The sequence below is a fragment of the Levilactobacillus yonginensis genome, from assembly GCF_003946265.1.
Classification (GTDB): Bacteria; Bacillota; Bacilli; order Lactobacillales; family Lactobacillaceae; genus Levilactobacillus; species Levilactobacillus yonginensis.
The window spans coordinates 109,600-134,586 of record NZ_RHNO01000006.1 but is presented as its reverse complement, the minus strand read 5'-3'; the positions used below and the strand labels follow the sequence as shown (position 1 = coordinate 134,586).

The 24,987-nt window shown below is 49.7% G+C and carries 20 protein-coding genes and 1 tRNA gene; 11 read left to right on the top strand and 10 right to left on the bottom strand.

Features of this window, described 5'->3' with window-relative positions:
• Positions 1-247: 247 nt before the first annotated feature.
• The gene (locus tag EKM87_RS05095; protein ID WP_125682528.1) at positions 248-787 is read left to right on the top strand and encodes a TetR/AcrR family transcriptional regulator; all 540 of its coding nucleotides are present in this window, start codon (positions 248-250) and stop codon (positions 785-787) included.
• Positions 788-850: 63 nt separating this feature from the next.
• Here the strand turns inward: EKM87_RS05095 and EKM87_RS05090 are convergent, their stop codons facing one another.
• From EKM87_RS05090 to EKM87_RS05080, 3 genes are all read right to left on the bottom strand, one after another.
• On the bottom strand, positions 851-2,215 hold the full coding sequence (locus EKM87_RS05090) for an MFS transporter (RefSeq protein WP_125682526.1): 1,365 nt from the start codon (positions 2,213-2,215) through the stop codon (positions 851-853).
• Positions 2,216-2,477: 262 nt separating this feature from the next.
• A tRNA-Arg gene (locus tag EKM87_RS05085) sits at positions 2,478-2,549 on the bottom strand.
• Positions 2,550-2,595: 46 nt separating this feature from the next.
• Positions 2,596-2,922, bottom strand: coding sequence for a hypothetical protein (locus tag EKM87_RS05080; RefSeq protein WP_125682524.1), 327 nt, complete (start codon positions 2,920-2,922; stop codon positions 2,596-2,598).
• A 136-nt stretch (positions 2,923-3,058) separates the two neighbouring features.
• On the opposite strand from EKM87_RS05080, the gene EKM87_RS05075 reads away from it, so the two are divergent.
• From EKM87_RS05075 to EKM87_RS05065, 3 genes are all read left to right on the top strand, one after another.
• Positions 3,059-3,514 (top strand): MarR family winged helix-turn-helix transcriptional regulator, encoded by a 456-nt coding sequence (locus EKM87_RS05075; protein ID WP_125682521.1) that lies wholly within the window; start codon positions 3,059-3,061, stop codon positions 3,512-3,514.
• Positions 3,515-3,545: 31 nt separating this feature from the next.
• A complete protein-coding gene (locus EKM87_RS05070) occupies positions 3,546-4,193 on the top strand; it encodes an NAD(P)H-hydrate epimerase (protein WP_125682519.1) in 648 nt (215 codons plus the stop codon).
• A 246-nt stretch (positions 4,194-4,439) separates the two neighbouring features.
• Positions 4,440-4,994 (top strand): M15 family metallopeptidase, encoded by a 555-nt coding sequence (locus EKM87_RS05065; protein ID WP_125682517.1) that lies wholly within the window; start codon positions 4,440-4,442, stop codon positions 4,992-4,994.
• 478 nt (positions 4,995-5,472) lie between these two features.
• Here the strand turns inward: EKM87_RS05065 and EKM87_RS05060 are convergent, their stop codons facing one another.
• Complete coding sequence (locus EKM87_RS05060; protein ID WP_125682515.1) at positions 5,473-6,099, bottom strand: LVIS_2131 family protein; 627 nt, start codon at positions 6,097-6,099, stop codon at positions 5,473-5,475.
• 150 nt (positions 6,100-6,249) lie between these two features.
• On the opposite strand from EKM87_RS05060, the gene EKM87_RS05055 reads away from it, so the two are divergent.
• Together EKM87_RS05055 and EKM87_RS05050 are read left to right on the top strand one after the other, a co-directional pair.
• Positions 6,250-7,206: a linear amide C-N hydrolase gene (locus EKM87_RS05055; RefSeq protein WP_125682514.1), complete on the top strand. Its 957-nt coding sequence runs from the start codon at positions 6,250-6,252 to the stop codon at positions 7,204-7,206.
• A gap of 156 nt (positions 7,207-7,362) precedes the next feature.
• On the top strand, positions 7,363-7,836 hold the full coding sequence (locus EKM87_RS05050; protein WP_125682512.1) for a C40 family peptidase: 474 nt from the start codon (positions 7,363-7,365) through the stop codon (positions 7,834-7,836).
• Between the two features lie 462 nt (positions 7,837-8,298).
• Here the strand turns inward: EKM87_RS05050 and EKM87_RS05045 are convergent, their stop codons facing one another.
• The gene (locus EKM87_RS05045) at positions 8,299-8,652 is read right to left on the bottom strand and encodes a helix-turn-helix domain-containing protein (RefSeq protein WP_125682510.1); all 354 of its coding nucleotides are present in this window, start codon (positions 8,650-8,652) and stop codon (positions 8,299-8,301) included.
• A gap of 554 nt (positions 8,653-9,206) precedes the next feature.
• Positions 9,207-11,177 (bottom strand): S9 family peptidase, encoded by a 1,971-nt coding sequence (locus EKM87_RS05040; RefSeq protein WP_125682508.1) that lies wholly within the window; start codon positions 11,175-11,177, stop codon positions 9,207-9,209.
• Positions 11,178-11,340: 163 nt separating this feature from the next.
• On the opposite strand from EKM87_RS05040, the gene EKM87_RS05035 reads away from it, so the two are divergent.
• Together EKM87_RS05035 and EKM87_RS05030 are read left to right on the top strand one after the other, a co-directional pair.
• The gene (locus EKM87_RS05035) at positions 11,341-12,270 is read left to right on the top strand and encodes a ketopantoate reductase family protein (protein WP_125682506.1); all 930 of its coding nucleotides are present in this window, start codon (positions 11,341-11,343) and stop codon (positions 12,268-12,270) included.
• A gap of 182 nt (positions 12,271-12,452) precedes the next feature.
• Positions 12,453-12,740, top strand: a complete 288-nt coding sequence (locus EKM87_RS05030) for an EAL domain-containing protein (RefSeq protein WP_125682504.1) — start codon at positions 12,453-12,455, stop codon at positions 12,738-12,740.
• A 151-nt stretch (positions 12,741-12,891) separates the two neighbouring features.
• On the opposite strand, the gene spx is transcribed toward EKM87_RS05030, so the two are convergent.
• The gene (gene spx, locus EKM87_RS05025; RefSeq protein ID WP_125682502.1) at positions 12,892-13,290 is read right to left on the bottom strand and encodes a transcriptional regulator Spx; all 399 of its coding nucleotides are present in this window, start codon (positions 13,288-13,290) and stop codon (positions 12,892-12,894) included.
• 552 nt (positions 13,291-13,842) lie between these two features.
• On the opposite strand from spx, the gene EKM87_RS05020 reads away from it, so the two are divergent.
• Both EKM87_RS05020 and EKM87_RS05015 read left to right on the top strand, forming a co-directional pair.
• On the top strand, positions 13,843-15,918 hold the full coding sequence (locus EKM87_RS05020) for a cation:proton antiporter (RefSeq protein WP_125682500.1): 2,076 nt from the start codon (positions 13,843-13,845) through the stop codon (positions 15,916-15,918).
• Positions 15,919-17,072: 1,154 nt separating this feature from the next.
• The gene (locus EKM87_RS05015; RefSeq protein ID WP_125682498.1) at positions 17,073-18,650 is read left to right on the top strand and encodes a bifunctional metallophosphatase/5'-nucleotidase; all 1,578 of its coding nucleotides are present in this window, start codon (positions 17,073-17,075) and stop codon (positions 18,648-18,650) included.
• A gap of 205 nt (positions 18,651-18,855) precedes the next feature.
• On the opposite strand, the gene rny is transcribed toward EKM87_RS05015, so the two are convergent.
• The 3 genes from rny to EKM87_RS05000 all read right to left on the bottom strand — a co-directional run bounded on the left by rny (position 18,856) and on the right by EKM87_RS05000 (position 22,823).
• The gene (gene rny, locus EKM87_RS05010) at positions 18,856-20,463 is read right to left on the bottom strand and encodes a ribonuclease Y (RefSeq protein ID WP_125682496.1); all 1,608 of its coding nucleotides are present in this window, start codon (positions 20,461-20,463) and stop codon (positions 18,856-18,858) included.
• 98 nt (positions 20,464-20,561) lie between these two features.
• Positions 20,562-21,254 (bottom strand): YoaK family protein, encoded by a 693-nt coding sequence (locus EKM87_RS05005; protein WP_125682494.1) that lies wholly within the window; start codon positions 21,252-21,254, stop codon positions 20,562-20,564.
• A 624-nt stretch (positions 21,255-21,878) separates the two neighbouring features.
• Positions 21,879-22,823 carry an alpha/beta hydrolase gene (locus EKM87_RS05000; RefSeq protein ID WP_125682492.1) on the bottom strand — a complete coding sequence of 315 codons (945 nt, stop codon included), beginning with the start codon at positions 22,821-22,823 and terminating at the stop codon, positions 21,879-21,881.
• A 124-nt stretch (positions 22,824-22,947) separates the two neighbouring features.
• Between EKM87_RS05000 and EKM87_RS04995 the strand changes: the two genes are divergently transcribed.
• A complete protein-coding gene (locus EKM87_RS04995) occupies positions 22,948-24,756 on the top strand; it encodes a M3 family oligoendopeptidase (RefSeq protein ID WP_125682490.1) in 1,809 nt (602 codons plus the stop codon).
• Positions 24,757-24,987: the final 231 nt, after the last annotated feature.

The window sequence follows — 24,987 nt, the reverse complement described above, 5'->3', positions numbered from 1 at the left end:
AGCTCCATATACCTACTGTAATTCAAAAAGCTCTGCAAAACCTAAATCGGTTTTACAGAGCTAATCTTAGTATGTTTTGTGATTTGAATGTAAATAGTCAAAACGGTACTATTTTCCAACTTCATCTGCAATCCAACGTTAATTAATTTGTGTTATGAGTATCAATCCCGAAGTTACATAATTCAATTAAAGTAACCAGATGAGCTAACTGTGGTAGAATTAGAAAAAAGATTAAGAAGGTGACCCTATGTCCCGTGTAACCAACGACAGTATTATTCAAACAGTCGAAGAACTGCTAAAAGATGGGGAAACGGTGACCTTATCCAAGGTCGCACAGAAACTAAATATTACCCACCCCGCGCTTTATAAACATTTCAAAAATAAAGATGAACTGTGGACAGCCGTCCTGATCAATTGGTTTAACAGTGAAGTTTTCCAAAAAATTGTCCCGACCACCACGGATACTGATGCTAAAGTCGTGTTGAAGGACTGGCTTTGGCAGTTCGTAAATCTCAAAAGACAGATCGCCAATACTGATGCCAGAATGTTCGCCCTAAATACCAAATATATTGATGAGCGACCATTCGTCCTAAGAGACATGCTCCAAGATTCCTATGCCAAAATCAACACGATTATGGGCTATGACCCGCAGAATAATTTGAAGGCCGAAGCCATCATGTCAGCCTTTGCCGTTTTTACCGCACCCAGTTTCAAGGAAACCTGGAACTCTCCCGACTATGAAGAACGGTTTAATGCAATTTGGACATTAATTGAACCAAGCCTTTAATTAAAATAATAGTTCCCCTGAGCTGGCGTCTTGTCGGCTTAGGGGAACTATTATTTTAATTACCTATTTCGCTGTTAAATCATGTACCAGTTGGCGATTATGACTCCCCTGTAAGACCAATGCGGCAAGCAGGCTCAGACCCGCAATCAACGTAATAATCAGTAACTGATCATGGTAACTCGTCGAAAAATTGTGAACCCCACTGGTCAGGGCAACAACGATTGAGATACCAACTGACTGGCCAAATTGATGGACTGTGTTCACTACTCCAGAGGCGGCGCCAGCAATTTCAGGATCAGTATTGGCGACCCCCTCTACCGTAAGCGGACTGAGTATCAGCCCCTGACCAACCCCGAAGATGACCATCGGCACAGCAACCGCGACCCAGTAGCCACGGTCCATCCCCAGAATTGCCGTCAGTAAAATGCCAATCGCGACCAGTACGTCCGCAATCACAATCAACCGGGCATTACCAATCTTGCTGGCCAGCTTGGAGACCTGTAGCGCAGCGATAAATTGGGGAATGGTGACTGGCAAGAACGCTAAGCCTGTCAAAAACGGCGTAAATCCATAAATCCTTTGCAAAGCTTGTGTCGTAACGAAAAAGTATGCGAAGGCTGCACCGATAAAGAAAAAACGGGCAATGTAGGCACTATTGCGTTGTCGATCCGCAAATAGCCGTAACGGCATGATTGGACTGGTAACTACTCGTTCAACATAAACAAATATTCCCAAAGCAATCACTGCAACGACAAAGGCCAGCAGCTGGTGAGTCGTGCCATCAATACTGTACACCAAGGCGGATAGTCCCAAAACTGATAAGAGGGTGCCAACGCTATCCAGGCGCGTAGCTTTCTGGCTTTCCCGGTCATGAACGAAATAAATCGTCATCACAAACATCAGTAACCCAATTGGAACGTTTAAAAAGAAACCATATCGCCACGAAAAGGCACTTGTAATCACGCCACCTAGAACCATACCTAGACTAGCGCCAACACCAGCGGTTGCGCCATAGGCCGCAATAGCCCGAGAACGCATCGCTCCGTGATAATTATCTAATAGCAAAGCCAAAGTGGTCGGTGCTACGATGGCTGAACCAATTCCCTGAAGAGCCCGCATTGAAATAATCATGGCAGCATTGGTGGAGACGCCCACCATCAACGAACCAAAGGAAAATACCAAGAGACCAATCAGGAAGACCCGTTTACGGCCATACACATCACCGACCCGCCCGCCGAACAGCTGAAAACCACCAAAGGTCAACGTGTACGCACTGCTGACCCACGCCAACGTTTGGGCGTTCAAATGCAGGTCCGTCGCAATTTTTACGGTACTGGTAAAAATAATCGAATTATCCAACAAAATCATTACATAGCTTAATAAAATTATTGGCAAAACTATGCCAAATTTTTCGTTTTTTTGCTTCATTACGAGCTCCTATTCTAACCGCTAGTCGCCCGGATTGCGTCATTTCATGATGGAAAACCCGTTCAACTATAACGCGTTAGATTAAGCATAAAGTGCCACTAATCAATTGAAAATTACTAAATAGGCAAGCTACCTTACGCCACACGTATACTAGACTCAGATTACGTGACTGCATCTACTCATTAGAAGGACTCGGTTGCGGACACAAAAAAATGATGTCCCAGGAAAATTCCCAGAACATCAGCTAAACGATACTGCTTATTGCGCCCCCCGAGAGTCGAACTCGGATCATGAGGACCGAAATCTCATGTGCTATCCATTACACTAAGGGCGCACAACACCTTTATTTTAACCCAAAATTAGTTTGATGAACAAATAATTTATCTGGCACCGGATGCCTGAATGGCTTCCTGCTCCAAACGTTCCGTCACTTGGTCAGCGTTATCCCGAAAGTCAGCGATAAACGTTGCTGCCATTGGCTTAATCGTTGCCGTCAGGTCACCATTGATATCCGTGACTGTCAAATTTTCACCCTGCCAAGCGGCAGTATCGTAGTGGCCATCTTCTATCTGGTCCAAAAAGTTCTGTAAAATATCGAGAACGGCCTGGTGAATAATTTCATCCTCCGTCGCCGTCTCCCCGTGCTGCTTAAGCTGTAGCTGGCGCATCTGCACCTCGTCCATGTCGGTCGGAATTTGAATAAACACGGCAATGCCTCCCATAATTAGTTGTACTCCTATTCTAGCACGCCAACTGCCAAATACGAGTCAAAGGATTATCCTTCCCGCTAATCTGGTGTAAACTAAAGTTATATCAAATTAAGTCAAACTAAGGAGGTGGCGTATGGAAGACTCAATACTAGACTTCACCACGAATCTGGCCATCCTCCACCGCCAATTTCAACGGGCGATGAACCAGATTCTAGAAGCCGATGAGATGCCCATCAACATTACTGAATTTTATCTGTTAGTTTTGATCTCTGAGACCAGTCAACTGAATCAACGCAAGGCCGCCTGGACCATGGCAGTCGATGAAGGCTTGATGGCCCGGATGGTTCACCACATGGTCGGTCTTTCCCTGCTAGGCAAGGAAACCGACCCCGAGGACCGTCGAAACCGCCGCATAACCTTAACCGCAGAGGGCCAACACCTGGTTAAACAGGCCGTCGCCGTCCTTCACGATTGGTGGCAACAGGCCACGCCAACCGACACTAATTTTGACTACGCGACAATTACCACCCAACTCCAGCAACTTTCTTCACGGGTCTTGCAAGTTGACCGTCAAACGGATAGTCACTAGCCGCGCTTTCCCTAACTGAGGAGGGATTTTTATGAGTAAAGCTATTACCATTGCCGAAGCCCAACGTTACGACGCCCATACGATTAATAAGGTCGGGATTCCCGCATTAGTTCTGATGGAACGGGCTGCCCTGGCTACCTTTAACAACATTTTGAATGATGACTTTGACTTGAGTCAGGTCATCGTGGTTGCTGGCGTAGGCAACAACGGTGGCGACGGCATCGCCGTGGCCCGGTTGCTTAAAATTCGGGGAATTGACGTTGAACTCTACATTCTGGGGGACCTCGAAAAGGCAACCCCTCAGACCGATCAACAATTGAAAATTGCCCAGTACTATGGCATTCCCGTGACCAACGATTTGAATCATATCGTGGCCGCCAGCATGATCGTCGACGCCATCTTCGGCGTTGGCTTGTCCCGCGAAGTCACGGGGAACTTTGCCAACGCAATTAACGCCATCAACGCTGCCGATGCCAAGAAGGTCGCTATCGACGTGCCATCTGGCATCAACGCCGACACTGGTGATGTCATGGGTGTCGCCGTGGTTGCCGACAGTACAACGACCATGGCCTACAACAAGATTGGCCTCTTGACCGCCAGCGGCAAGCACCACGCTGGCACGGTCCACGTCGCCGACATTGGCATTTACGCGCAGGATCATTTGGAACACGTACGCTAATTACTAAGTGACCAAACAAACCGGCCGTTTAACCCATTAAAATAAACAATTATCAGGTACACTGGGAGGTACGAAAGCTGAAGTGACTTTCGCGGTTTCCGACTATATTGGACGTCTGATCCTGCGGGGTCAGGCGTTTTTAATTTCTGGTCAAGAATGCCCGGAACTTCGGTAATTTAAGCCCTTTCACAAGCTTTTCCATCTGGAACCCGGTATACTATTGATAACAATTTATGGAGGTGCCCCATGTCACAACTAGAAACTGGTTTCACCAACGTCCAAGCGCTGGACCCCAGCATCATTGTCGACCTGCGCTACGCCACCACGGACAACTTTACCCACCGTGTGATCTACGATTTTACCACCGCTATCGCCCGCACAGGGACGGCAAAAAAATTGGCCGCAGCGAGTGCCATTGTTAAAGAACAGGGCTACCGGTTAAAAATTTGGGACGCTTATCGCCCCGTACCGGCCCAGGAAAAATTATACGATGTCTACCCCGATCCCTCATTCGTTGCCAAACCCAATCCAAACTTCTCTCACCAAAAAGGCGTGACCTTCGACCTCACACTTTGTGACGCTGACGGCAACGAATTGGAAATGCAAACACCTTTCGACGACTTCACCTTAGCCGCTCACCGGAACCATCCCCGTACCGCGACGCAGGAAAAGAACTACCAAATTCTGGACGCTGCCATGCGTGAGGCCGGGTTCTTCGGCTACGAGAACGAGTGGTGGGACTACCGCGACACCCAAATGGATGATTACCAACCAGCCGCTGCCAATCCCAATGATTTCTGATTTTGGTTTTCCGCATTACACCCGCCTTACCGGTCGCCAGATATGGGCTGGAACGGTGCCGGCACAACTTTGAGCCTCACCAAAAACGTGAGTCTCAAAGCTTGGCCTTGTTCTAAGCCGTAAACGGCTAAGAACAACGAGGCGCCTGAGCCCATATCTGGCGACCTCTCGGCTAGCACTGCGAATACTTAATAATCCAACATTAACTGCTCGCAATGATATCAACTGTAAGTTTATGTATCGTCAAACACCAGCCGTGAGGGCAGGAAAAATAGGTTCAGCCGTGGCACTGCCTTAGCGAAGTGATTTTCTTCGGTTAGGCAGAACCGAGTTTCGAGACCGCTCTTTGGCTCGAAATCGCGTTCACAGCGTTCCAACCTATTTTTCCTGCCCGGTTACGGCAATCAACCCAAACACTCCCCCGATATATAAAAAACCACAGGTTGTTTTCCGAAGGGAAAACAGCCTGTGGTTTTGTTTACTCTCGTAACATGAAGGAATGATCCGGAATTCGAATCAGTGTGAAGCGGTTCGCCAACCGGCCGGCGTGCAAGCCGATTCCGTTGACAAATGATTTTTTGTACGTGGTTTCAATAACGCCGACCCACGCCTTTTGATGACGTTGATCATACTTGGTCACCTTTTGCGTATCCCATTTGTAAGCTGAAGCTGGAAGGTTGATGGCTTTCTTGCCATCAGAGACCGTGGCGTCCGTGCTGCGGACTTCATACTTCTCGCCCTCAGTTAAGTACGTGTAGGTCTGCACGGGTTTCTTCCCCGTACTATTGTTCACAGAAACGTAGTAGGCCGAGCCATTGCTACTCCCCGTGTTGATGACCAGCGGTTCGTAACGCGTTGTTTGACTGACCCGCGTTCCCAGTTGGTTAACGTTTTGGAAGAAAGTCGTGTAACTCATCCCCCCAAAGAAGAGGAGCCAGACGACCAGTTCAACGGTTGAAATGCTAAAGTTCTTCCAGGAAAAACTATGGTGCTCTTTAACAATTAAACGGATCCGACGAACCCGCATATCGTGGACCATCCAGACCAGCGTGACGAGGACGATGAGCCACAGTGCCATCCCCACTAAGTTCCATGTTGATTTCATTATCCCAATTCCCTTCCAGAAATAAGCCTTTATCTGGGCATTTTCTCTCCTTAATAGCTTACGAGATTATTGCCCGGAATACAAGGCCGCAGTCCCGGCCATTTTTAAGTTATAATTAGATTAATTATGAGTCCCAAAGGAGGAACCCTTGTGTGTACTAGTCTAACCTATACCTCCGCTTCTGCCCACCATTTTTTTGCTCGAACCATGGATTTTCCGACCACCACTCCCTGGCGGCCGGTCTTCCTACCGCGCAACTACCGGTGGCAAACGGCCCTACATACTTTTCGGACCACGCGTTACGCAATTCTAGGCGGTGGTCGCATCGCTAGCGACTTCTCCGCCTACCTGCTAGCCGACGGCGTAAATGAAAACGGTATCAGTTGTGCCGAGCTTTACCTACCTGGTGCTGCATCTTACGCCGACGATCCCGTCACGGGGAATATCAACCTCACCCCCCAAGACTTCATCAACTGGGCCCTAGGTGAACACGCCACCTTGGACGCACTCGTCAGCGAATTGCCTCAAGTCACGCTGGTTGGCCGCAAATGGGGGCAGGATCGGCACGTCTACCCCTTCCACTGGATTCTCAGCGACCAGTCCGGTCAAACGCTCGTCATTGAACCCACTGGTGGCCCGCTGCACGCTGACCACAATCCAGTGGGTGTTCTGACCAACACCCCCGTGCTACCCACTCATTTGCAGAACTTAAACGATTTTCTAAATGTCAGTGGGTCAGAATTCTCTGGTCAAACGGCCATAGCCGCCCACGATTATCTGGCAAGCCAAGCGCCGCTCCCCACTGGTTCAGTACCCACGCGCCGATTCATCCACATGGCTTTAAGAAAATGGGGAACCCCCGCTTTCACGACGACCGCTGAAAGTATCACTGGAATTTTCAACTGGTTAGCAGAGGTTATCCTGCCCTATGACCCCGCCAGACGGACCCAACCCAACCATAATTACACCCATTATCGGTCTGTTATCGATTTAAATACGCTAAATTACTTTTTTATCCCTCGAACTACTCAGCGTCTGCAACAAATCACTTTGACGCCAGAAATGGCGTCCCACCGGCGTTATCCTCACGCCTACCCGGCCAATTAAGTCCAAATGTTGCAGAGCTTAACATTACCTTTAATCCGAATGAGACGGCTTTGAGACATTTCTGTAACAACTCCCTGATAGTATTAAGCATGTTGAAACGAAGCGCGAAACACAAAATACTAAATTTAATTTGAAAAAGGGAGTTTGTTTACATTTATGAAGACGACGTTTACTAACATTTTATTATCCGTGATGGCCGCTGTAGCATTTGCAATTGCAGGTATCGCCATTACCCAACCAACTGACGCATCCGCAGCTACCATGTCATACGACAAGATCCACAAGGTTGCTAAAGCTCAATTAGGTAAGCCTTACGGTTGGGGCTCAACTGGTCCTTCCCGTTTTGATTGCTCTGGCCTTACTAGTTACGTTTACAAGAAGGGTGCTTCCAAGAAGATTCCTCGTACTGCCCAAGCACAATACAACAAGTTCAAGCACGTGACTTACAAGAACATCAAGAAGGGTGACCTGGTCTTCTTCGGCGGTTCCAAGCATTCTATCTCTCACGTTGGTCTGTACGTTGGTAAGGGTAAGATGATTGATTCTCAAAACCGCGGTGTTGTGACTGAAGCCGTTCATGCTCCATGGTGGCACGCTGTTGGTTACGCCCGTGTCGGTAACGTTGAATAGTCACTGATTCACAAAAAGATTAAAACAGTTCCTGATCCTCATAAATGAAATAAACTGTGTCCCCCGTCGTACGTCGCGACGGGGGATTTTTGGGGCAAGAGTGCGGAACGAGCCGGTTAGGTTCTGAGCATTAACGTCGATTCAGTGATGGCCCCGGGCTTGGGCCATTGCTGAATCGGGGTTAAGCGCAGGAACCTGGCTCGTGGAGCACGTTTCAAAAGCTGCCAGGCCCACAAAAATTGTCCAGTAACAGAATACCTAACGCCCTAAACCGGTGAAATTGGCAACATTAATCGGGTTAAGCGCAACTGTCTGCCCGATAGTAACACGTTTCAGAAGCTGCCAAACTACGCAACAGTCCGACAAAACACATTTCAATACCCTAACCCGATCTCAACACGCCACAAAAAAAGTAGCCCTAGGACATCTCCACATCCCAGCGCTACAACTCAAACAACATCTTCAATTAGCCCCAAGAATCCAACCAATAATCCCCAGAATCGGAATGATCGTCCACCAATTTTTTGATAGAAATTCCCAACCATTCATCTGTGACTGATGATTAGCTTGGTGTGTCCCCAGGTTATCGGCCTTGAAAGACGTCTCAGCAGTTTTCTCACCACCAACTAATTCATTCAAATCAACCTGCAATAAATTGGCAAGTTTGACCAACGTGTCAATATCCGGCGACGTCTCTCCCTGTTCCCACTTAGAAATAGACTGGCGTGACACAAACAGTTGTCCGGCCAATTGTTCCTGTGAAAGATTTTGCTGGCGCCGAATTTTAACCAGCTGCTGTCTAAATACATTCTCCATCTGCTCACCCCCTATAATTTAACTCGAGTATAATGACTCACCCCTAATCCCGTCTAGCAATCAAAACTGCCACCCCGCACTTTGCCCGGGCTAGTTGCGCCCGTCACGGTTGCCAAGGTGGTTGCAAACGCTGATACAACGCTGTTTCCCCTGAATCATCCAAACAACACCAGCAAGGCCGTTAATACCGAAACTCACGGTACTAACGGCCTTTTTGATGATTTATAAACAATCATTTTTACCTAAATTAGTTGGCTTGCTGACCAAGACCAAAGGATATGACCAGTTACCCACAGCAACGACAATCTCGTAATACATCAGTAAACAGTTCAGTTATGTTCGCCTAACCCGCAAGTGTAGCCGCAGGTCGCCAGGGCTGGCGTTGGCAGTGAAAGTGGCGTTAGCTTGGTGAATTTCCAAGGTTACGCCACGGGACGAGCTTGGAAACTCGGCGAACTTCCGAGGTTTCAAGTCGAGCCGGAAGCCCGACCTTTGGCTGTAGGCGGTCCCCACAGCCAGCACCAGCCCTGGCGGCCGGAGGCGGCCACTCAAGGTTATTTTTGAACAGAAGGATGGGCAACAAACCATTCGGTCATATCGTCGATCCGTTGAATCCGCAAGCTAGGAAATCCGCTCCGTGAAATCCCGTGGAAACTCTGCGGGTACCGCAAAAAGTCTGCATCCACACCATTGCGTTTAATGGCCGTAAAGAATTCCTCTGACTGGCTGATAGGGCAACGCATGTCCCATTCACCGTGGAGCAACCGAATCGGCGTCGTCACGTTCTGCGCGTAAGCTAATGGTGACTGCTTCCAGTAAGACTCTAGGCCACCTTTGGCAAAGAGATCGATACCCAGTTCTTCCGGATTGAAGTAAAAGCCAATATCACTAATACCAAACAAGCTGATCCAATTCGTTACGGCCCGTTGGGCAACCGCTGCGGCAAACCGCTTGGTATGCCCCACCGCCCAGGTCGTCATGAACCCACCATAGGAGCCACCAGCAATGTACTGCCGACTGGCATCTAACTGTGGGAAGCGTTGCAAAGCCACATCTAATCCCTTCATGACATCATCGTAATCATTTTCACCATAATGGCCGTTCACGTCGTCTTCAAACGCTTGCCCATAACTGGTTGACCCTCGGGGATTGAAGAAGACGACCCCGAACCCCCGACTTGCGTGTACCTGAAATTCATAGAAGAACGTTTCGCCATAGTTGGCGTGTGGCCCCCCGTGAACGTACAGCAATACCGGTTCCTTAGCCGCCTGCGTTTGGGCTGGTAAGTACCAACCTTCCAAGGCCTGGCCATCGTCCGATTCAAAATCAAACCGTTGGGCGTGGGCAAACTCATGGGTGTCCTCATAGGCCGCGTTCGGATCGTATAACACGCGTTCCTCACCCGTCTTGACGGACAATCGTAAGAGTTCGCTCGGCTTATCCTGATATGACACAGCGGCAACGATGTGTTGGGCATCGACCACGTCGAAGTCCACGATTTGACGCGCAGTATCGTCAATCAAATGCAGGTCGGTCGCATTCGCCACGTAAAGTTGGGAACGTCCGTGAAAGGCAGCGGCAAATACCACGTCCTCGTCAGTTAGCCACCGAACTAATTTGCCACTAGGATGTTGCACAAAGTCACCAGCAAAGTCTGGCACCAAGTCAGCGTCTAATTCAGCGGTGCGGTTGACTAATTCCCCGCTCTCCCGGTTGACTAGGTAAAGGTTCGCCACGGTATGGCGGCCAAAGGAGCCGTCGTCACCCACTAGGGCCACCCGGCGGCCATCTGGCGATAACGTGGCGTCTGAGAAACGGGCCTTAGGCAGTGTGGTGGTCAAATCGACCGTCTCTCCCGTTTGAACGTCTAACACGCTGACGCCCCGGGAAAAGTCCGTATCATCCGCTGGTCGATCATCAACTAAATAGGAAACGTAACGACCGTCAGCACTCACCGAGGTCAGGTCGAAATCGTGACCCTGTTGAAAGATTTCTTCAACGACGCCGGTGCTCGGTTGATAGCGGCGTAGTCGGTACACCACGTCCAAAGGGAACCACCCATAGCCGTCAGCCTTGTTGATTAAATTCTCAACGTGCCGGGGCTGCGGAAACGCTTCGGTATTTGGTAACTTAGGCCGTTCCGCCGTCTGGGTGGTCTTGAAGAAAATGCTGGTACCATCCGCAGCGGCTAGCACCGTGTTAACGGCCTCATTGGGCGTACTCGTCGTAACGGCCGTTGGTTCGCCACCGGTCAGCGGTACCCGAAAGAGCTGTGCCTTGGCCTGGTCCACGGTGGCGGTGTAGTACAGGCTCTCACCGGCAACGGTGGGCTGTAGGTTCAACCGACCATTAACCGCCACATCCTGCGTACCACCAGTAACACTGAGTCGTTTAATTTGAGAAACGTACCCATTACTAGCTTGATCGACACCATTTTCCACGAAAAACACCTGACCGTCGCTGGCTAATGGTTGCGACAGCGCTACTAACTTGAACAAGTCTTGCGCGCTAACACTCTTGGACATACACATCGCTCCTATTTTCTCATTATTTTCTCATCTAATAGTAAGTTTCATGTTAGCCCAGCGCTTGGATGATGTCAATTACCAATCCTTACCGTTCCCACACCATTTCACCCAAAAAACTGCTACACTGAGGCTAAGTCAATCATAATAGGAGTGATTCTTCATGAAAATTGCGATTGCTGGCGCGGGTGCCATGGGTAGCCGCTTCGGCGTTAAGCTACAGCAGGCAGGCAACCAAGTCACCTTGATCGATAACTGGCAGGAACACGTGGACGTCATCAACCGGGACGGTCTGACCATCACCACGGACGGTCAGGGCGACCAGATCATCCCCATGACGGCCAAACGCCCAGCCGACGTCACTGAACAGTTCGACCTCGTCATCCTCTTCACCAAAGCCATGCAGATGGATGCCATGCTACAACAGCTCAATGGTATCTTGGACAACCAGCCGGCCGTCTTGACCCTGGCCAACGGAATCGGCAACGTAGAAACCATCGAACGCCACGTCCCTAAGGAACAGATTGTCGTCGGAACCACCGTTTGGTCTTCCGGCTTAGCTGGCCCCGGCCACATTACGGTCACTGGTACTGGAAGTATCTCGCTCCAGGCTGTCGTTCCCGATAAGTTCCCGAACCTACCTGGATTGATCGACACCCTCAATGCCGCAGGACTACACGCTAGTGAAGCTGCCAACGTGATGGCTGCCATTTGGAAAAAGGCGGGCCTCAACAGCGTGTTGAACACCTACTGTACCCTCTTTGACTGCAATATTGGGGAATTTGGTGCCCTGCCTAACTGGCGGGAACTCAACGACCGGGTGCTCAATGAATTCCAAGCCGTCGCTAACGCCGCCAAAATTCAATTCAGTGTAGCCGACGTCACCGACCTCATTGCCGCCCAATTCTCACCAGAAACCAACGGTGGTCACTACCCATCTATGCATCAAGACATGGCCAAACACCGGCCAACCGAAATTGATTTCTTAAACGGTTACGTGGCTAAATTGGGCACTAAATTAGGCGTAGCGGCCCCTAACAATGCCCTGTTAGCCCAACTCATTCACAGTCAAGAGGCCTTACGCGGTATCTAACGTAAAATTCAGTGTACCACGCTCTGTGGTTTTGCTACTATATGTAGAAAAACATCAAATTTCCACACCATATCTAGTTGTAATTTCGCGTCATTCATCGTAACATAGTGATAGACGAATTTTTACCGACCACTAAAATCATGATTGAGATAGGTCCGGCAAACCTAGGAGGGCTAGAGACGATGGACGTTTTAAGAAGATCACAGACCACGATGCACCCAGGCGGTCTGACCGTGGAGAACGTTGCGGGAGAACACAGTCCGTTTGACCCTCGGAAGATTCACGAATCACTAACAGATCTCACGAACGACCCAACAGTCGTTCATCGAGTTGAGAGCTTGATTGTCGCCCAATTGGCGGGCTTTGATGTGGTCGCAACGGGAACGATCGATGCAACGGTTGCGGAGACCTTAGAGCAATTAGGATACGCCAATATGGCGCAAAATTATCGCAAGCAACAACGCGTCTAACCACAGAATGTGTTCTTAACGCTAATACGTAAAAAAGCGGTCGAGAGAATTCTCGACCGCTTTCTTTTACCTTTTAAATTGATTGTACACCATTGATAATCATTTCAATAAAAAACCGACCAGCACTCCCCCGAGAACTGATCGATTCGTGTTATGAACTCAGTTGTGATTCCAAGTGGTGTAATTCTGCAGTCCGCACGTCACGTGGCAAGAACCGCCGAATTTCTTCTTCGTTGTAACCGACTTCCAAGCGCTTGTCATCAAAGATGATTGGCCGCTTGATTAAGTCAGGGTACTTCACAACTAGATCGACCAACTGACTAACTGATAAGTTATCCAGGTCAACGTGTAGTTGCTTAAATACATTTGACCGGGTAGAGATGATGTCTTCACTCCCGTTTTCGGTTAAGCGAAGAATCTGCTTGACTTCGGAAGCATTCAACGGCTTGGACTTGATATTCCGTTCTCTGAACGCAATGTCGTGTTCCTTAAGCCATGCTCGTGCCTTCCGGCTGGATGCGCTACTTGGTGCAATGTACAAATTAATCATATTCAGCACTTCCTTATCGTTGGATTGAGTAACGATAGAAAAAAACAAACGACTTAGCTCGGTTCCCCCCAAATAATTCGCTGAACCATCTAGTAGAACCAACTTATATGTTATCACAACTGAATGAATAATCAACCCTTTTTGGAAACTTTCTAAATAACAGGCAACATTTTTTAGTGAGTTGGTTGTTATCACCAACCAGTTATCCGAATATAAATTCGTTTGTGATTGGTCACGCAAACGTCTCACGTAGCAATCTTTTGCGTTATCACAAAGTTTTTAAACTGAACCAATTATCTGCTGATAACTTTCTTACGTTTGTCACAGACCCTTCCAGGCGTTCCCTTTTTACCAAAATGAATAAATATCCATATATAATGCTTTAATATTCATTGACTAAAACTCACTATCTTGATTAACCTACCTTCCCAACCAACCCGGATATTTAACCGGTTGTTTTTTTTCAGAGTTTCGAGTGATTCTCCCCCAATTTGACAGCCATTAGCGTAAAATTGGGGACAGCAATTATTCTCACACTTGGGAGGGATTCACTTGGAAATCTTTTATGCCATCGTGTTGCTGGTTCTCGCAACGATTGTGGCCAATACGATTTATCCATATTTTCCACTGATACCAAAAGCCTTTTACCAAATTTTTGCCGGTGCCATCTTGTCACTGGTCCCCCTGTACCATCATTTTATTCTTGAGCCCGAAGTATTCATGCTCATCATTATTGCGCCGCTTATGTTCTATGACGGCCAAAATGCCAACGCTAAGGAACTCCGGCGCAACCTAGGATCCATCTTATCGATGGCCGTGGTCCTGGCCATCCTGACCGTCATCTTAATGGGCTACGTCAGCCACGCGATGCTGGTTGGCATTCCGCTGGCTTTAGCCTTTGCCCTGGCCGCCATTGTAACGCCCACCGACGCGGTTGCCGTCTCATCGATCACCAGCAACATGGCGGTTCCCGAACGCGTCATGGGTATGCTGGAGCGTGAGTCGCTCTTCAACGATGCTTCCGGTTTGGTGGCCTTCAGTCTGGCCCTAACCGCCTTCACCACGGGAGAATTCTCCGTTGGGGCGGGCATCAAACACTTCCTGGTCGTCTTCTTAGGCGGGCTCCTCATTGGCCTCATTCTGGGAATCGTGGCCGTCTGGGCCCGGGTCTATCTGGTCCAGAGTGGGAAGGATTCTTCCAGCGTCATCGTTCCCTACGACGTGATGGTGCCCTTCCTCATCTATTTGGCAGCAGAACATCTCGAACTTTCGGGGATTTTGGCCGTTGTCGCCGCTGGGCTGATCTACAGTATTTCTAATAACCAACTACGGCTGTCTAGTACCGAGTTACAGCTGGTTTCACGGTCGACCTGGCGTATTCTGACGAGCATCCTAAATGGGTTCGTGTTTGTGCTCTTAGGTGTCTCGTTACCAACGGTCTGGGTAAATATTCAACAGGACCATACGAAATCATTATCAGCATTCGTTTTGCTGGCCATCATCCTTTACCTCGTGATGTTAGCTCTGCGCTACGTCTGGATTCGTTTGGATTGGGCATTGATTCAGTCTGAGCCCAAAGAACGCCGCCAAAATGCCGTAATTGGGGCCCTTTCCGGGGTTCATGGAACCATTACTTTGGCTATGGCCTTTTCACTCCCACTAACGTTGAACGGTCACGCCTTCCCGTACCGCAATACGATGATTTTTGTCGCCGCCATCGTCATCATCTTGAGTCTCCTAGTACCGACGATAATTCTGCCATTCATCCTCCCCAAGAAGACCTTGCCGGTTGACCCCGACACTGCCTTCAAGGAACGCCGCTCGCTAGTGGCCTACGCCACAGAACGCCTAGTACAAGAAAATCCCGACTATCCTGCAGAAACCCAAGAAGTCGTCGAAATTCTAAACAGCCAGGTAACTTCTCAGCGTCCTGACCGTAAGAAATTGCAGGTTATTCTGAATCAAGCCACCCAAATTGAGGTTGAAACGGTCCAACGGCTCTCTGACGATGGGACGATTCCAGCTAGCTTTGCGAACCGCTACGTCCGAATCTTAGTCTTCAAGTCCCAAATGAGCAGTAACAATCCTTTCGTCAACGTGACGCTCTGGATTCGCTTCGTTTGGCACCGGGTGGAACACGGCTTCTCACGCAGATGGCGCCGTAATCAGCGTATCGCCAAACAGCGGGAACGTCTCGCTGCTCAGCCTCACTCAGAGGAACAACAACGGCTAGCTGAACAACGCATTGCCCAGGAACAAAAGATGCCCCGTGGCCGCCAATCCCGTAATAACCGTATCGACCGGGAACGCCGCGAAAACTTCCTCAAAATTGAAGCTGACATCTACAACACCGTCATTCAATTCTTGACGGCCGAGGCCAACATCGACAACCAAACCGAGGTCAACGTGGTGCGTAACTACTACAACGCCCGTCACCGGCGCTTCAAGTCTCAGGAAAACGGCGATCAGCAAAACGAACTGTTCATCCAGGCCTTCCAATACGAATACACCTATATTCGCCAACAACGGAGCGCAAACGTCCTGTCCTCCGAGCTAGCAGATGAATTGTATCAACAAGTCTCAACCGATCAGATGCTGTATATGCAAGAAATTGCGGACGCTAACTAAAACGCAAGATATGCGTCACATTTTCTTCACAATTTCTTGCTAAACTGTTCTCATAACTTACGAATAATCAAACGAATAAGTTACAATTTTACTCCTCCAAAGTAAAAAATAATGGGCGGCTCTGTTACGGCAACCGACCCACTCCAAACGTGATTTACGTTTTTATCATTTAACGACGACGCAGACAATCAAGGTCTGGCCGTCGTTTTTTTTGCTTAAAAATTGTTCCAGCTGGCCGCCTCCGGTCGTCAGGGTGGGCAGCTGCTGTGGGGACCGACTCCGGCCTGTGAAACGGTCCTCCGTCTCAACTTGAAGCTTCGCACAGCCCGCGAATCTTCAAGCTCGTCCCGTGGCCTAGACTCGGTCAACCCACCGAGTTAACGCCACCGACACAGCCGCTACCCACCCTGACAACCTCCGGCTACGTTGGTTTAAAGAAAACGACGGTCGACCTGGTATGTGCTGATGGGAACGTATGCACCTAAACACAATCTCCTTAGCTTATAGTTCGAAACAACTGCCTCAATGCTTAAAAACATCATGCATCCATACTTAGAAACTAAACGCAGTAACCCACCACTCTGCTTACTTTCTGCTAAACCTTGATTACAATACATAGTTAGACCAATAACAAAAAAGACACACAACACTACTCAGTAACTTACATTTATTCTCACAACTTCACTAACCACGGGAGATAACACGCGGCTTATCTTTTTTAACTAGTGTAGCCGGAGGTTGCCAGGGGTGGGCCGGCTGTGACAACGACGTTGGTTGGCGTTTCTAAGCCAGCCTACGTCGTGGGGCGAGCTTGAAGCCTTGACGGTATTTGTCAAGGCTTCAAGTCGAGGAGAAAGACCGCCCTATGGCTTTCTCCGGTCCCCACAGCAGGCCCCCCCTGGCAACCGGAGGCGAACTCTAACCGCCCCAAAAATTATAAGCATAACGGGGCGTTAATCATCCCGCCCCTACACCGTTTTGTTAGAAAAAATCTCATAATTTAACGTTTTTTGCCATCGTAAATTTACACTCATGCCAAACTAGCTTATAATTTCTTTAACACGTTAAAGATTTGGCGTCTTTTCGCGAACGGTCCGCCAGCAGCCGGCTATGGTTTCATGGCCAGCTAGCGACCGAATTGGAGGGTGACATCAATGAAGCTGACAATTTTATCGACAAGTGATACCCACGGGTACGTCTTCCCCACGAACTACGTAAAAAAGGGAAGCAATCAGGGATTCGGCCTGGCCCGTGCGGCCACGGTCATCGCCCGCGAGCAAGTCGCCGCCAAGTCAGAAGGCCCGGTGGTGACCATTGAGAACGGCGATTTTCTAGAGGGATCTCCCCTGGCTTACTACGTTGCCCGGGTAAAACCCGAACGGGACCCACAACCCCTAATGAACATTTACAATCAAGTCGATTATGACTGCGGCATTCTAGGCAATCATGAGTTTAACTACGGCCAAAAGTACTTACAGGCCGCCATTCGAGATGCTAAACGCACGATTCTTTGTGCCAACATTTTAGATGCTAATGGGGAACCTGAATACGGGCAGCCCTACAAGATCATCGAAAAAGATGGCGTTAAGATTGGGGTACTCGGCCTCACAACGCAAGCTGTCTATAAATGGGAAAAGGCCACCAACATTGATGGTCTTCAATTTGAGTCAGCCTTCATCGCTGCTAAGAAATACGTCCCCATTATCCGGGAACAAGCCGACGTCGTCATTGTATGCTACCACGGCGGCTTTGAGCGCGATTTAACGACTGGTGAGCCCAATGACATTCACGTGGGCGAAAACGAAGCCTACCACATCTTAGAGGCCATTCCCGGCATCGATGCGTTAGTCACCGGACACCAACATCGGCAGCTAGCTACCGACGTCTTTGATATTCCAACAACGCAACCCGGTTTCCGGGGGCAAGCCATTGGTAAAATCACGTTGGACCTCAACCGCAACGAAGATGGCCGGTTCTCAGTGACCGGACACCAAACGGACCTCGTCCTCACGAAGGACGCCCCCTTAGACGAGCACGTCTTGACCGCAGCCCACGACCTCAACAACCAGGTCACTCATTGGCTCGATCAACCACTGGGCCACATTCAGGGCGATATGACCTTCACCGATCCCTTCGATGCCCGAATCAACGAGACGCCATACATCGAATTTATTCAAAAAGTTCAAATGGCCACGATGGGAGCTGACATTTCCGCGACCGCGCTGTTCAGCAATGAAGCCCGTGGTTTTGAAAACCCCATCACCATGCGGAACATCATGACTAACTACGTTTATCCCAACGGACTCTCCCTTTTGAAAATTACGGGAGCCGACCTGAAGGCTGCCTTGGAAGTCAGTGCCCGCTACTTCACCGTTAAGAATGGCCAGATTGCTGTCAATCCCGCCTTCGTTCACCCTAAAAAACGCCAATACAACTACGATATGTATGAAGGTATCGATTACCGGCTGAACGTTGCCAAACCATTTGGCGAGCGAGTCGAGCATCTGACCTATCACGGGAAACCCGTGACCCCTGACCAACCACTCCACATTGCCTTAAACCAATACCGAGCAGTTGGTGGCGGCCACTACGCCATGTTTAGTGCCGATAAAATTATCGCTGAGAGTCAGGGAGCCATGAGCGAAATTATCGCTGACTACCTGCAAGAACATCCCACCATTGATGCCACCGCCAACCATAACTTCAGTGTGGTCAACGACCCTCACGCATAAAAGTAATAATGCCTGCTACGGACACTCTGTGGCTACATATTTCATCTGTGATGAACAACCGTTTCTGGCTGTTCATCATTTTTTTGTCTCACGTGTCGACTATCTACGTTCAGAAGACAAAAAGGGTCTGAGACTTCTGTCCCAAACCCTGACTATCGCTAAATTTAACTAGCTAAAACGGCGGTTACGCGCCAATTAGCACGATTTAACTCGCGTTAGCCGCCTTTTTCTTTTTCTTCTTCTTTTTCTTCTTTTCATCGCCAACGTACTCAACCGCCGTCGCCGTCCGAATCGTGGTGACCTTGATTTTACCAGGATACGTCAACTTTTCTTCGACCTGTTGGGCCACTTCTTTGGTTAAGTTAGCCGCCGCTGTATCATCCAACTCTTGCGGTTTAACAATGATCCGCAGTTCACGTCCCGCTTGAATGGCGTAACTTTCCGAGACACCCGTTTGCTCATTGGCAATCTGTTCAAGCGCCCGTAACCGGTTGATGTAGTCTTCAACGGATTCACTCCGCGCACCCGGACGAGCACCCGAAATTGCATCCGCTGCGGCCACCAAATCAGAAATTGGCGACGTCTTTTCAATGTCCCCATGGTGCGCTGCAATGGCATTGATCACCACGGCATCTTCACCATATTTCTGGGCAAATTCCGTCCCAATTTCCACGTGGGTGCCTTCAACTTCATGGTCGATGGCCTTCCCCAAGTCATGGAGTAAGCCGGCCCGCCGCGCGAGTCGGGTGTTGTACCCTAAGCGAGCGGCCATGGCCCCCGTTAACTGGGCCACTTCAATCGAATGCAACAGCACGTTTTGCCCGTAACTGGTCCGGTACTTAAGCCGACCAATCAGTTTCATCAAATCGGGGTGCATCCAACCAACGTGTAACAGGCTCACCGTTTGCTCACCCGTTTCCCACAAACTGTGGTTCACGTCACGCTGGGCGTTTTCCACCTGCGTTTCAATCTGATTGGCTGAAATTCGCCGACTGGCAACCAAGTTCGTCAAAGCAACGCGCGCCACTTCTCGCCGAATGGGGTCATGGGTACTGATAAACAGCGTCGAGTTATCATCCGGCACGAAAATTAAATCCGTCCCGGTCAAGGTCTCAAGTAACCGAATATGTTGTCCCTCACGACCAATGATTTTACTGCGAATCTCACCATTAGGTACGGTGACCGTGTGTTCCAAGTGTTCCTTAGGCAGGTCTTGTGGCCCGCTCTCGGTCGCCGACAAAACGACGTCCTTAGCCCACTTTTCAGCGTTAGCCACGGCGTTATCGTTTAAGGCTTTCACCTCAACATCGCGGTCCCGTTTCAAGGCAAACTCAGTGCTCTGAACCACCGTATCTTGGGCTTGCTGGGCATCCATGCCAGCCCGTTCGGCTAACGTTTCATCCCGCTTCGTACTCAGTTCTTCCGCTTGATCACGTAAGACATGAATCCCTTGACGCTGTTCACGATTCGCTTGTGACCGTTCATCCAACATAGCTGTCTGATCGTCTAAACGGACCGTGACCTGGCTCATCAATTGTTCCCGTTGCTTGCGGCGTTGTTCACGCACCGCAATGTCACTCTGTTGTTCGGTCAATTCATCTTTAACTGATTGCTGATAGGCCAAGGTTTCCCGGCGACTATCCGTGCGAATCTTCTCCACACGCTGCTGGGCCTCTTTGGTTGCTTGGGCAATAATTGTCCGCGCTTGCGCCTGTACCGCCAGAAGTTCCTGCCGGTGCTTATGCTGACGCACCAAGTAGCCGAGCACCAGCCCAATCAGCAAGAGACCGATAATTACTCCTGTGATTAACAATATGCTGTGCTCCTTAGTTTTCAATCCCGACTGTTTCTCGGGCTAGTTTCATCCTATTCTCGTTAATTATACGCTATTTGGCCCCGCAACCCAACTATTCAAATGGTCGGGCGTTGCTGAGCAACTGGTAAGAATAGCCAAAGCAGCAGAAAGGCCTTAATCAGCGTCGCTACCCACAACACGCCCAGGGTAAACTGACTGGCCAACCAGGCACCGACCCCACATCCCAGCAAGAAAATTCCGAGGACGAGTACGACCTGTATTTGGCGATGACGGGCGGCTTTATCGCCACCGATCCACGCCTGATAACTACTGATGGCGAGACTTTTGGTATTTCCCGTCATAACACCGTTGTTTAGGGCAATGCCCCCCACCTGACGGAAGATGGTGAGCTCGTAACCAGCCAGAATACCCAACAGAAAAATCAGCCACATTCCTGGAATCACAGTTTGAAGGCTGGACAGGACCAGGTACGCCACCACGTTCAACAGCATCAACCACCGCATTTGCCGGCGCTTATTCCCGCGGTTGAAGTGCTCACTTAACGCCTGGGCACCGAAACAGCCCAGAAAATAACCGATCCAGACAGGCACGTTGACCCAAGCCACGGACCACCCGTGCGTCACCAGCTTCACCATGAAGACAATGAGGTTACCCGTTTGTGCGCTCACAAAGACGGACCCGTGGTTCAGAAACGTATCGGCATCAACCATCCCCATCACTAGGGTGGCCCCTAACGTCAGGATGGTTTCGGTCATCGGTCTAAATTGATGCGATGGTTCGTCAGCCATCAACTCACTCCTTCTGGTTTAATGTGGTTGCGTAATTGCCGCCTTACCGGTCACAGGAACTGGGCTGGAACGGTGCCGACACAACTTCAAGCCTTGAAAATCACAAGTCTTGAAGCTTGGTCTTCCGCTAAGCCGTAAACGGCTAAGCACAACGAGGCGCCTGAGCCCAGTTCCTGTGACCTCACGGCTAAGGTTGGCTATCACCCATCCAGTGATAGTCGTAAAACTACTATGTTGATGCTGACTAATAACGCTCAGTTAAGCTGAGGTATCGTTACAACTGCGATTGCCAAGTCCTAACCGAATCAATGCTGGTCGCCGATTATACTTCCGACTACCTACTTACACAGTATTTAATCCCAGTTCAGTTTACCTGATTACTAGCAATTCACAACGAATTATAACTTCACCGCCGATGTAACCGGAGGTTGTCAGGGCAGGTGGTAGCGGTGAAAGTGGCGTTAGCTCGGTGGTTTCCCGAGGTTACGCCACGGGACGAGCTTGAAAACTCGGCGAATTTCCGAGGTTTCAAGTCGAGCTGGAGGACCGCCCCTCAGGCCGGAAGTGGTCCCCACGGCTACCGCCTGCCCTGACAACCGGAGGTGGCGAATTTAACAATTAGACTTACTGAATATACTTCGCCAAAAAGGCTTTAACCGTACGTTCGTAAATAACGGGACTGTGCGAAAGAGCAGCCGCATGCTTCGCGCCAGGAACGATTAACAATTGCTTAGGACCGGCATCCGCCCGGTAAACTTGGTGCACCATCCGCGTTGGGACGAATTTATCCGCACCCCCGTGGATGAACAACATTGGCTTATGGTTCTTCTTAACCGCCGCCACCGCGTTTGCATCCTTGAAGTGGAAACCAGCCTTGATCCGTGCAACGGTACTGGTCATTGGTACCAACGGCCAGTATGGAATATTGTACATTTGCTTGGCCTGGTACGTGATTTCTTCCTCAGCATCGGTGTACCCACAATCCTCAACGTACGCCTTTAACTGACTCGGCGTCTTGAGTCCACTGGTCATCATGGTCGTAGCACCCCCCATGGACACCCCGAACAACACCACTTGGGACTGTTGCCCCTGCTTGGCGATTACCTGATTGACCCACTTCAAATAATCCTTACTTTCGTAATACCCGTAGCTAATAACCTTGCCTTGACTCTGGCCCTGACCACGCGTATCCGGAATCAGCGTGTTATAGCCCAGCTTGTGGAACATGGCCACGTAGCCACCCATAGCTTCCTTGTTGGACCCAAAACCATGTACCAGGACGACGGTCTTCTTAGTGGCCTGTTCGGCTGGAATATAGTCGGCAACCAATTTTAAATTAGCCCCAGCGGCTTGCTCCGTCCAGCGTTGCTTCTTAACGTTGCGATACCAATTCTTTTCGGCGTACAACGGATCAGTCTTTTTCAATTGGGTATTTGTCGCTACAAAACTCTTTTTACCACTGGCAACGGTCATGTTGTAGAAATACAGACTGGCCCCCACCAGACCGCCCACAACTAGTACCAAAATGATACCCAAACCAATTAGCCAGTGCTTTAAACGTTTACTCATTTTTTCTTCCCCTCGGTTTCTCTAAATTCTCTCTGTCGTAAGTATACGGAGTTCTTCTTATCAGCGCAATCCTGACGATGTTTGCTATAATAGTCACAACAATTAACCCTAGGAGGTATTGTCGATGAAGTATTCTATGAAATGGGATCTCGACTCCCTGTTTGCCGGTGGAATCAATTCCGACCAGCTCAAAGCAAAATTAACACAAATCAAGACCGCCACCGCGGCTCTGGGTGACCTCCTCGATCGGTGGGACGCCGCCAGTGATGCCCCCGACTATCCCCAATTCAAAAAATTAATCACGCAACTTCAAGCTATCGACGCTGGCCTCGACCAAGCGGGTATCTTTGTGACCGCCGTCGGTTCTGCGGACATCCACAATCCCGACGTGGCTCCCGTTGAAGCTGAACTACAAGATTTAGATACCCAGCTTCAAAACGTCAGTGGCAAATTAAAGAAAGTACTGGTCCAAGTCCCCGACGCCAACTTCAACGCCATGCTGGTCGACTTTGACCTTAAGCCAATCGCCTTTAACCTGCAGGAAATGCGCAATGAAGGTAAGGAACTGCTGGACGACAAGACTGAAGCCTTGATCAACCGGTTAAATCTCGACGGCAAATCCGCCTGGAGTAGTCACTACGACTCCTTGGTGGCCACGATCAGCGTCCCCTTTCACGATGCCGACGGCCAGCCCGTAACGCTCTCAGCCGGACAAGCCGATAATAACCTACTAGGGAACGCCGACCCCCAGTATCGCGCTGCACTGTTACCTGCCTGGGAACAAGCCTGGACGGACAAGGAACAACTCTTCGCCGATACGCTGAACCATCTGGCCGGTTTCCGCCTAACCGAATATGGGGCCCACGGCGTGACCGATTTTCTCCAGGAACCCCTTAAGCAAAATCGGCTAAGTGCCAAGACCCTTAACACGATTTGGCGGGTCGTCGATGAAAACAAACAGTTCCTGCTCGACTACCTGGATCGTAAAGCCGCGTTGCTGGGCAAGAAGCACGCCGGTTGGCAAGACGTTGAAGCGCCGTTGAAGTTGCCGGGTGGTCAACTACACCACTTCACTTATGATGAAGCCGCCGAATTCATTATCAAACACTACGGTGAATTTTCGCCTAAGATGGCCGCCCTCGCCCAACATGCATTTGAAAATCGGTGGATTGAAGCCGAGGACCGGGCTGGGAAAGCGCCTGGTGGTTGGATGGAAAGTGCTCCCGAAACGCACGAATCCCGTATTTTTATGACGTTCACGGGTTCACCCAACGACGTCTCAACGCTGGCACACGAACTCGGTCACGCCTTCCATTCCAGCGTCATGGCCGACCTGCCCCTGTTGCGGCAAGAGTACGCCATGAACGTGGCGGAAACGGCTTCGACCTTTGGGGAGCTCATCGTGGCGGACGCCAACGTTCGCGCAGCCAAGACCGATGCAGAAAAAATTACGTTGCTCAACGCCAAGATGGATAATCCATTGGCCATGTTCCTCAACATTCGGGCCCGGTACCTCTTTGAGACCCGCTTCTATCAGTTACGGCAACAAAAATTGGTTACCCCAGCCGAACTGAACGAATTGATGCTTAACGCACAGAAAGAAGCGTTTGGTCACGACTTATCGACCTACTCACCACATTTATGGGCCAGCAAGTTGCATTTCTATATCGACGAACCGGCCTTCTATAACTTCCCATACGTCTTTGGTTACCTCTTCAGCCTCGGTATTTACGCCAAGGCGCAACAAGCTGGGAATTTTGAAAATGACTACATTGCCTTGCTCCGCGATACGGCCAACATGTCGACGGAACAACTCGCCCAAAAACACCTGGGGGTTGACCTGACCCAACCAGACTTCTGGCTGGCCGGCGTCAGACTGATCAAGCACGACGTAGCTGAATTCATGCGCCTAACTGATTCACTCGTGAAATAGTCCAACTTTCCGTTAAAAACCACACAGAGTGGTATAATGATTTTAGTAACATGACCACTTCACTATCGCTCTAATACGGCGAGAACAGTAGTATTGAAGCCTACAGACGTGATAGTCTCGATTATGACATTAACACGTAATGTAGTCCTGGTGGGTAGACACAGAGCCCATGAAGGTACCCGTAAGTCCCAGCGCTTTACTAGGACTTACGGTACCTGGACGGCCTTTAAG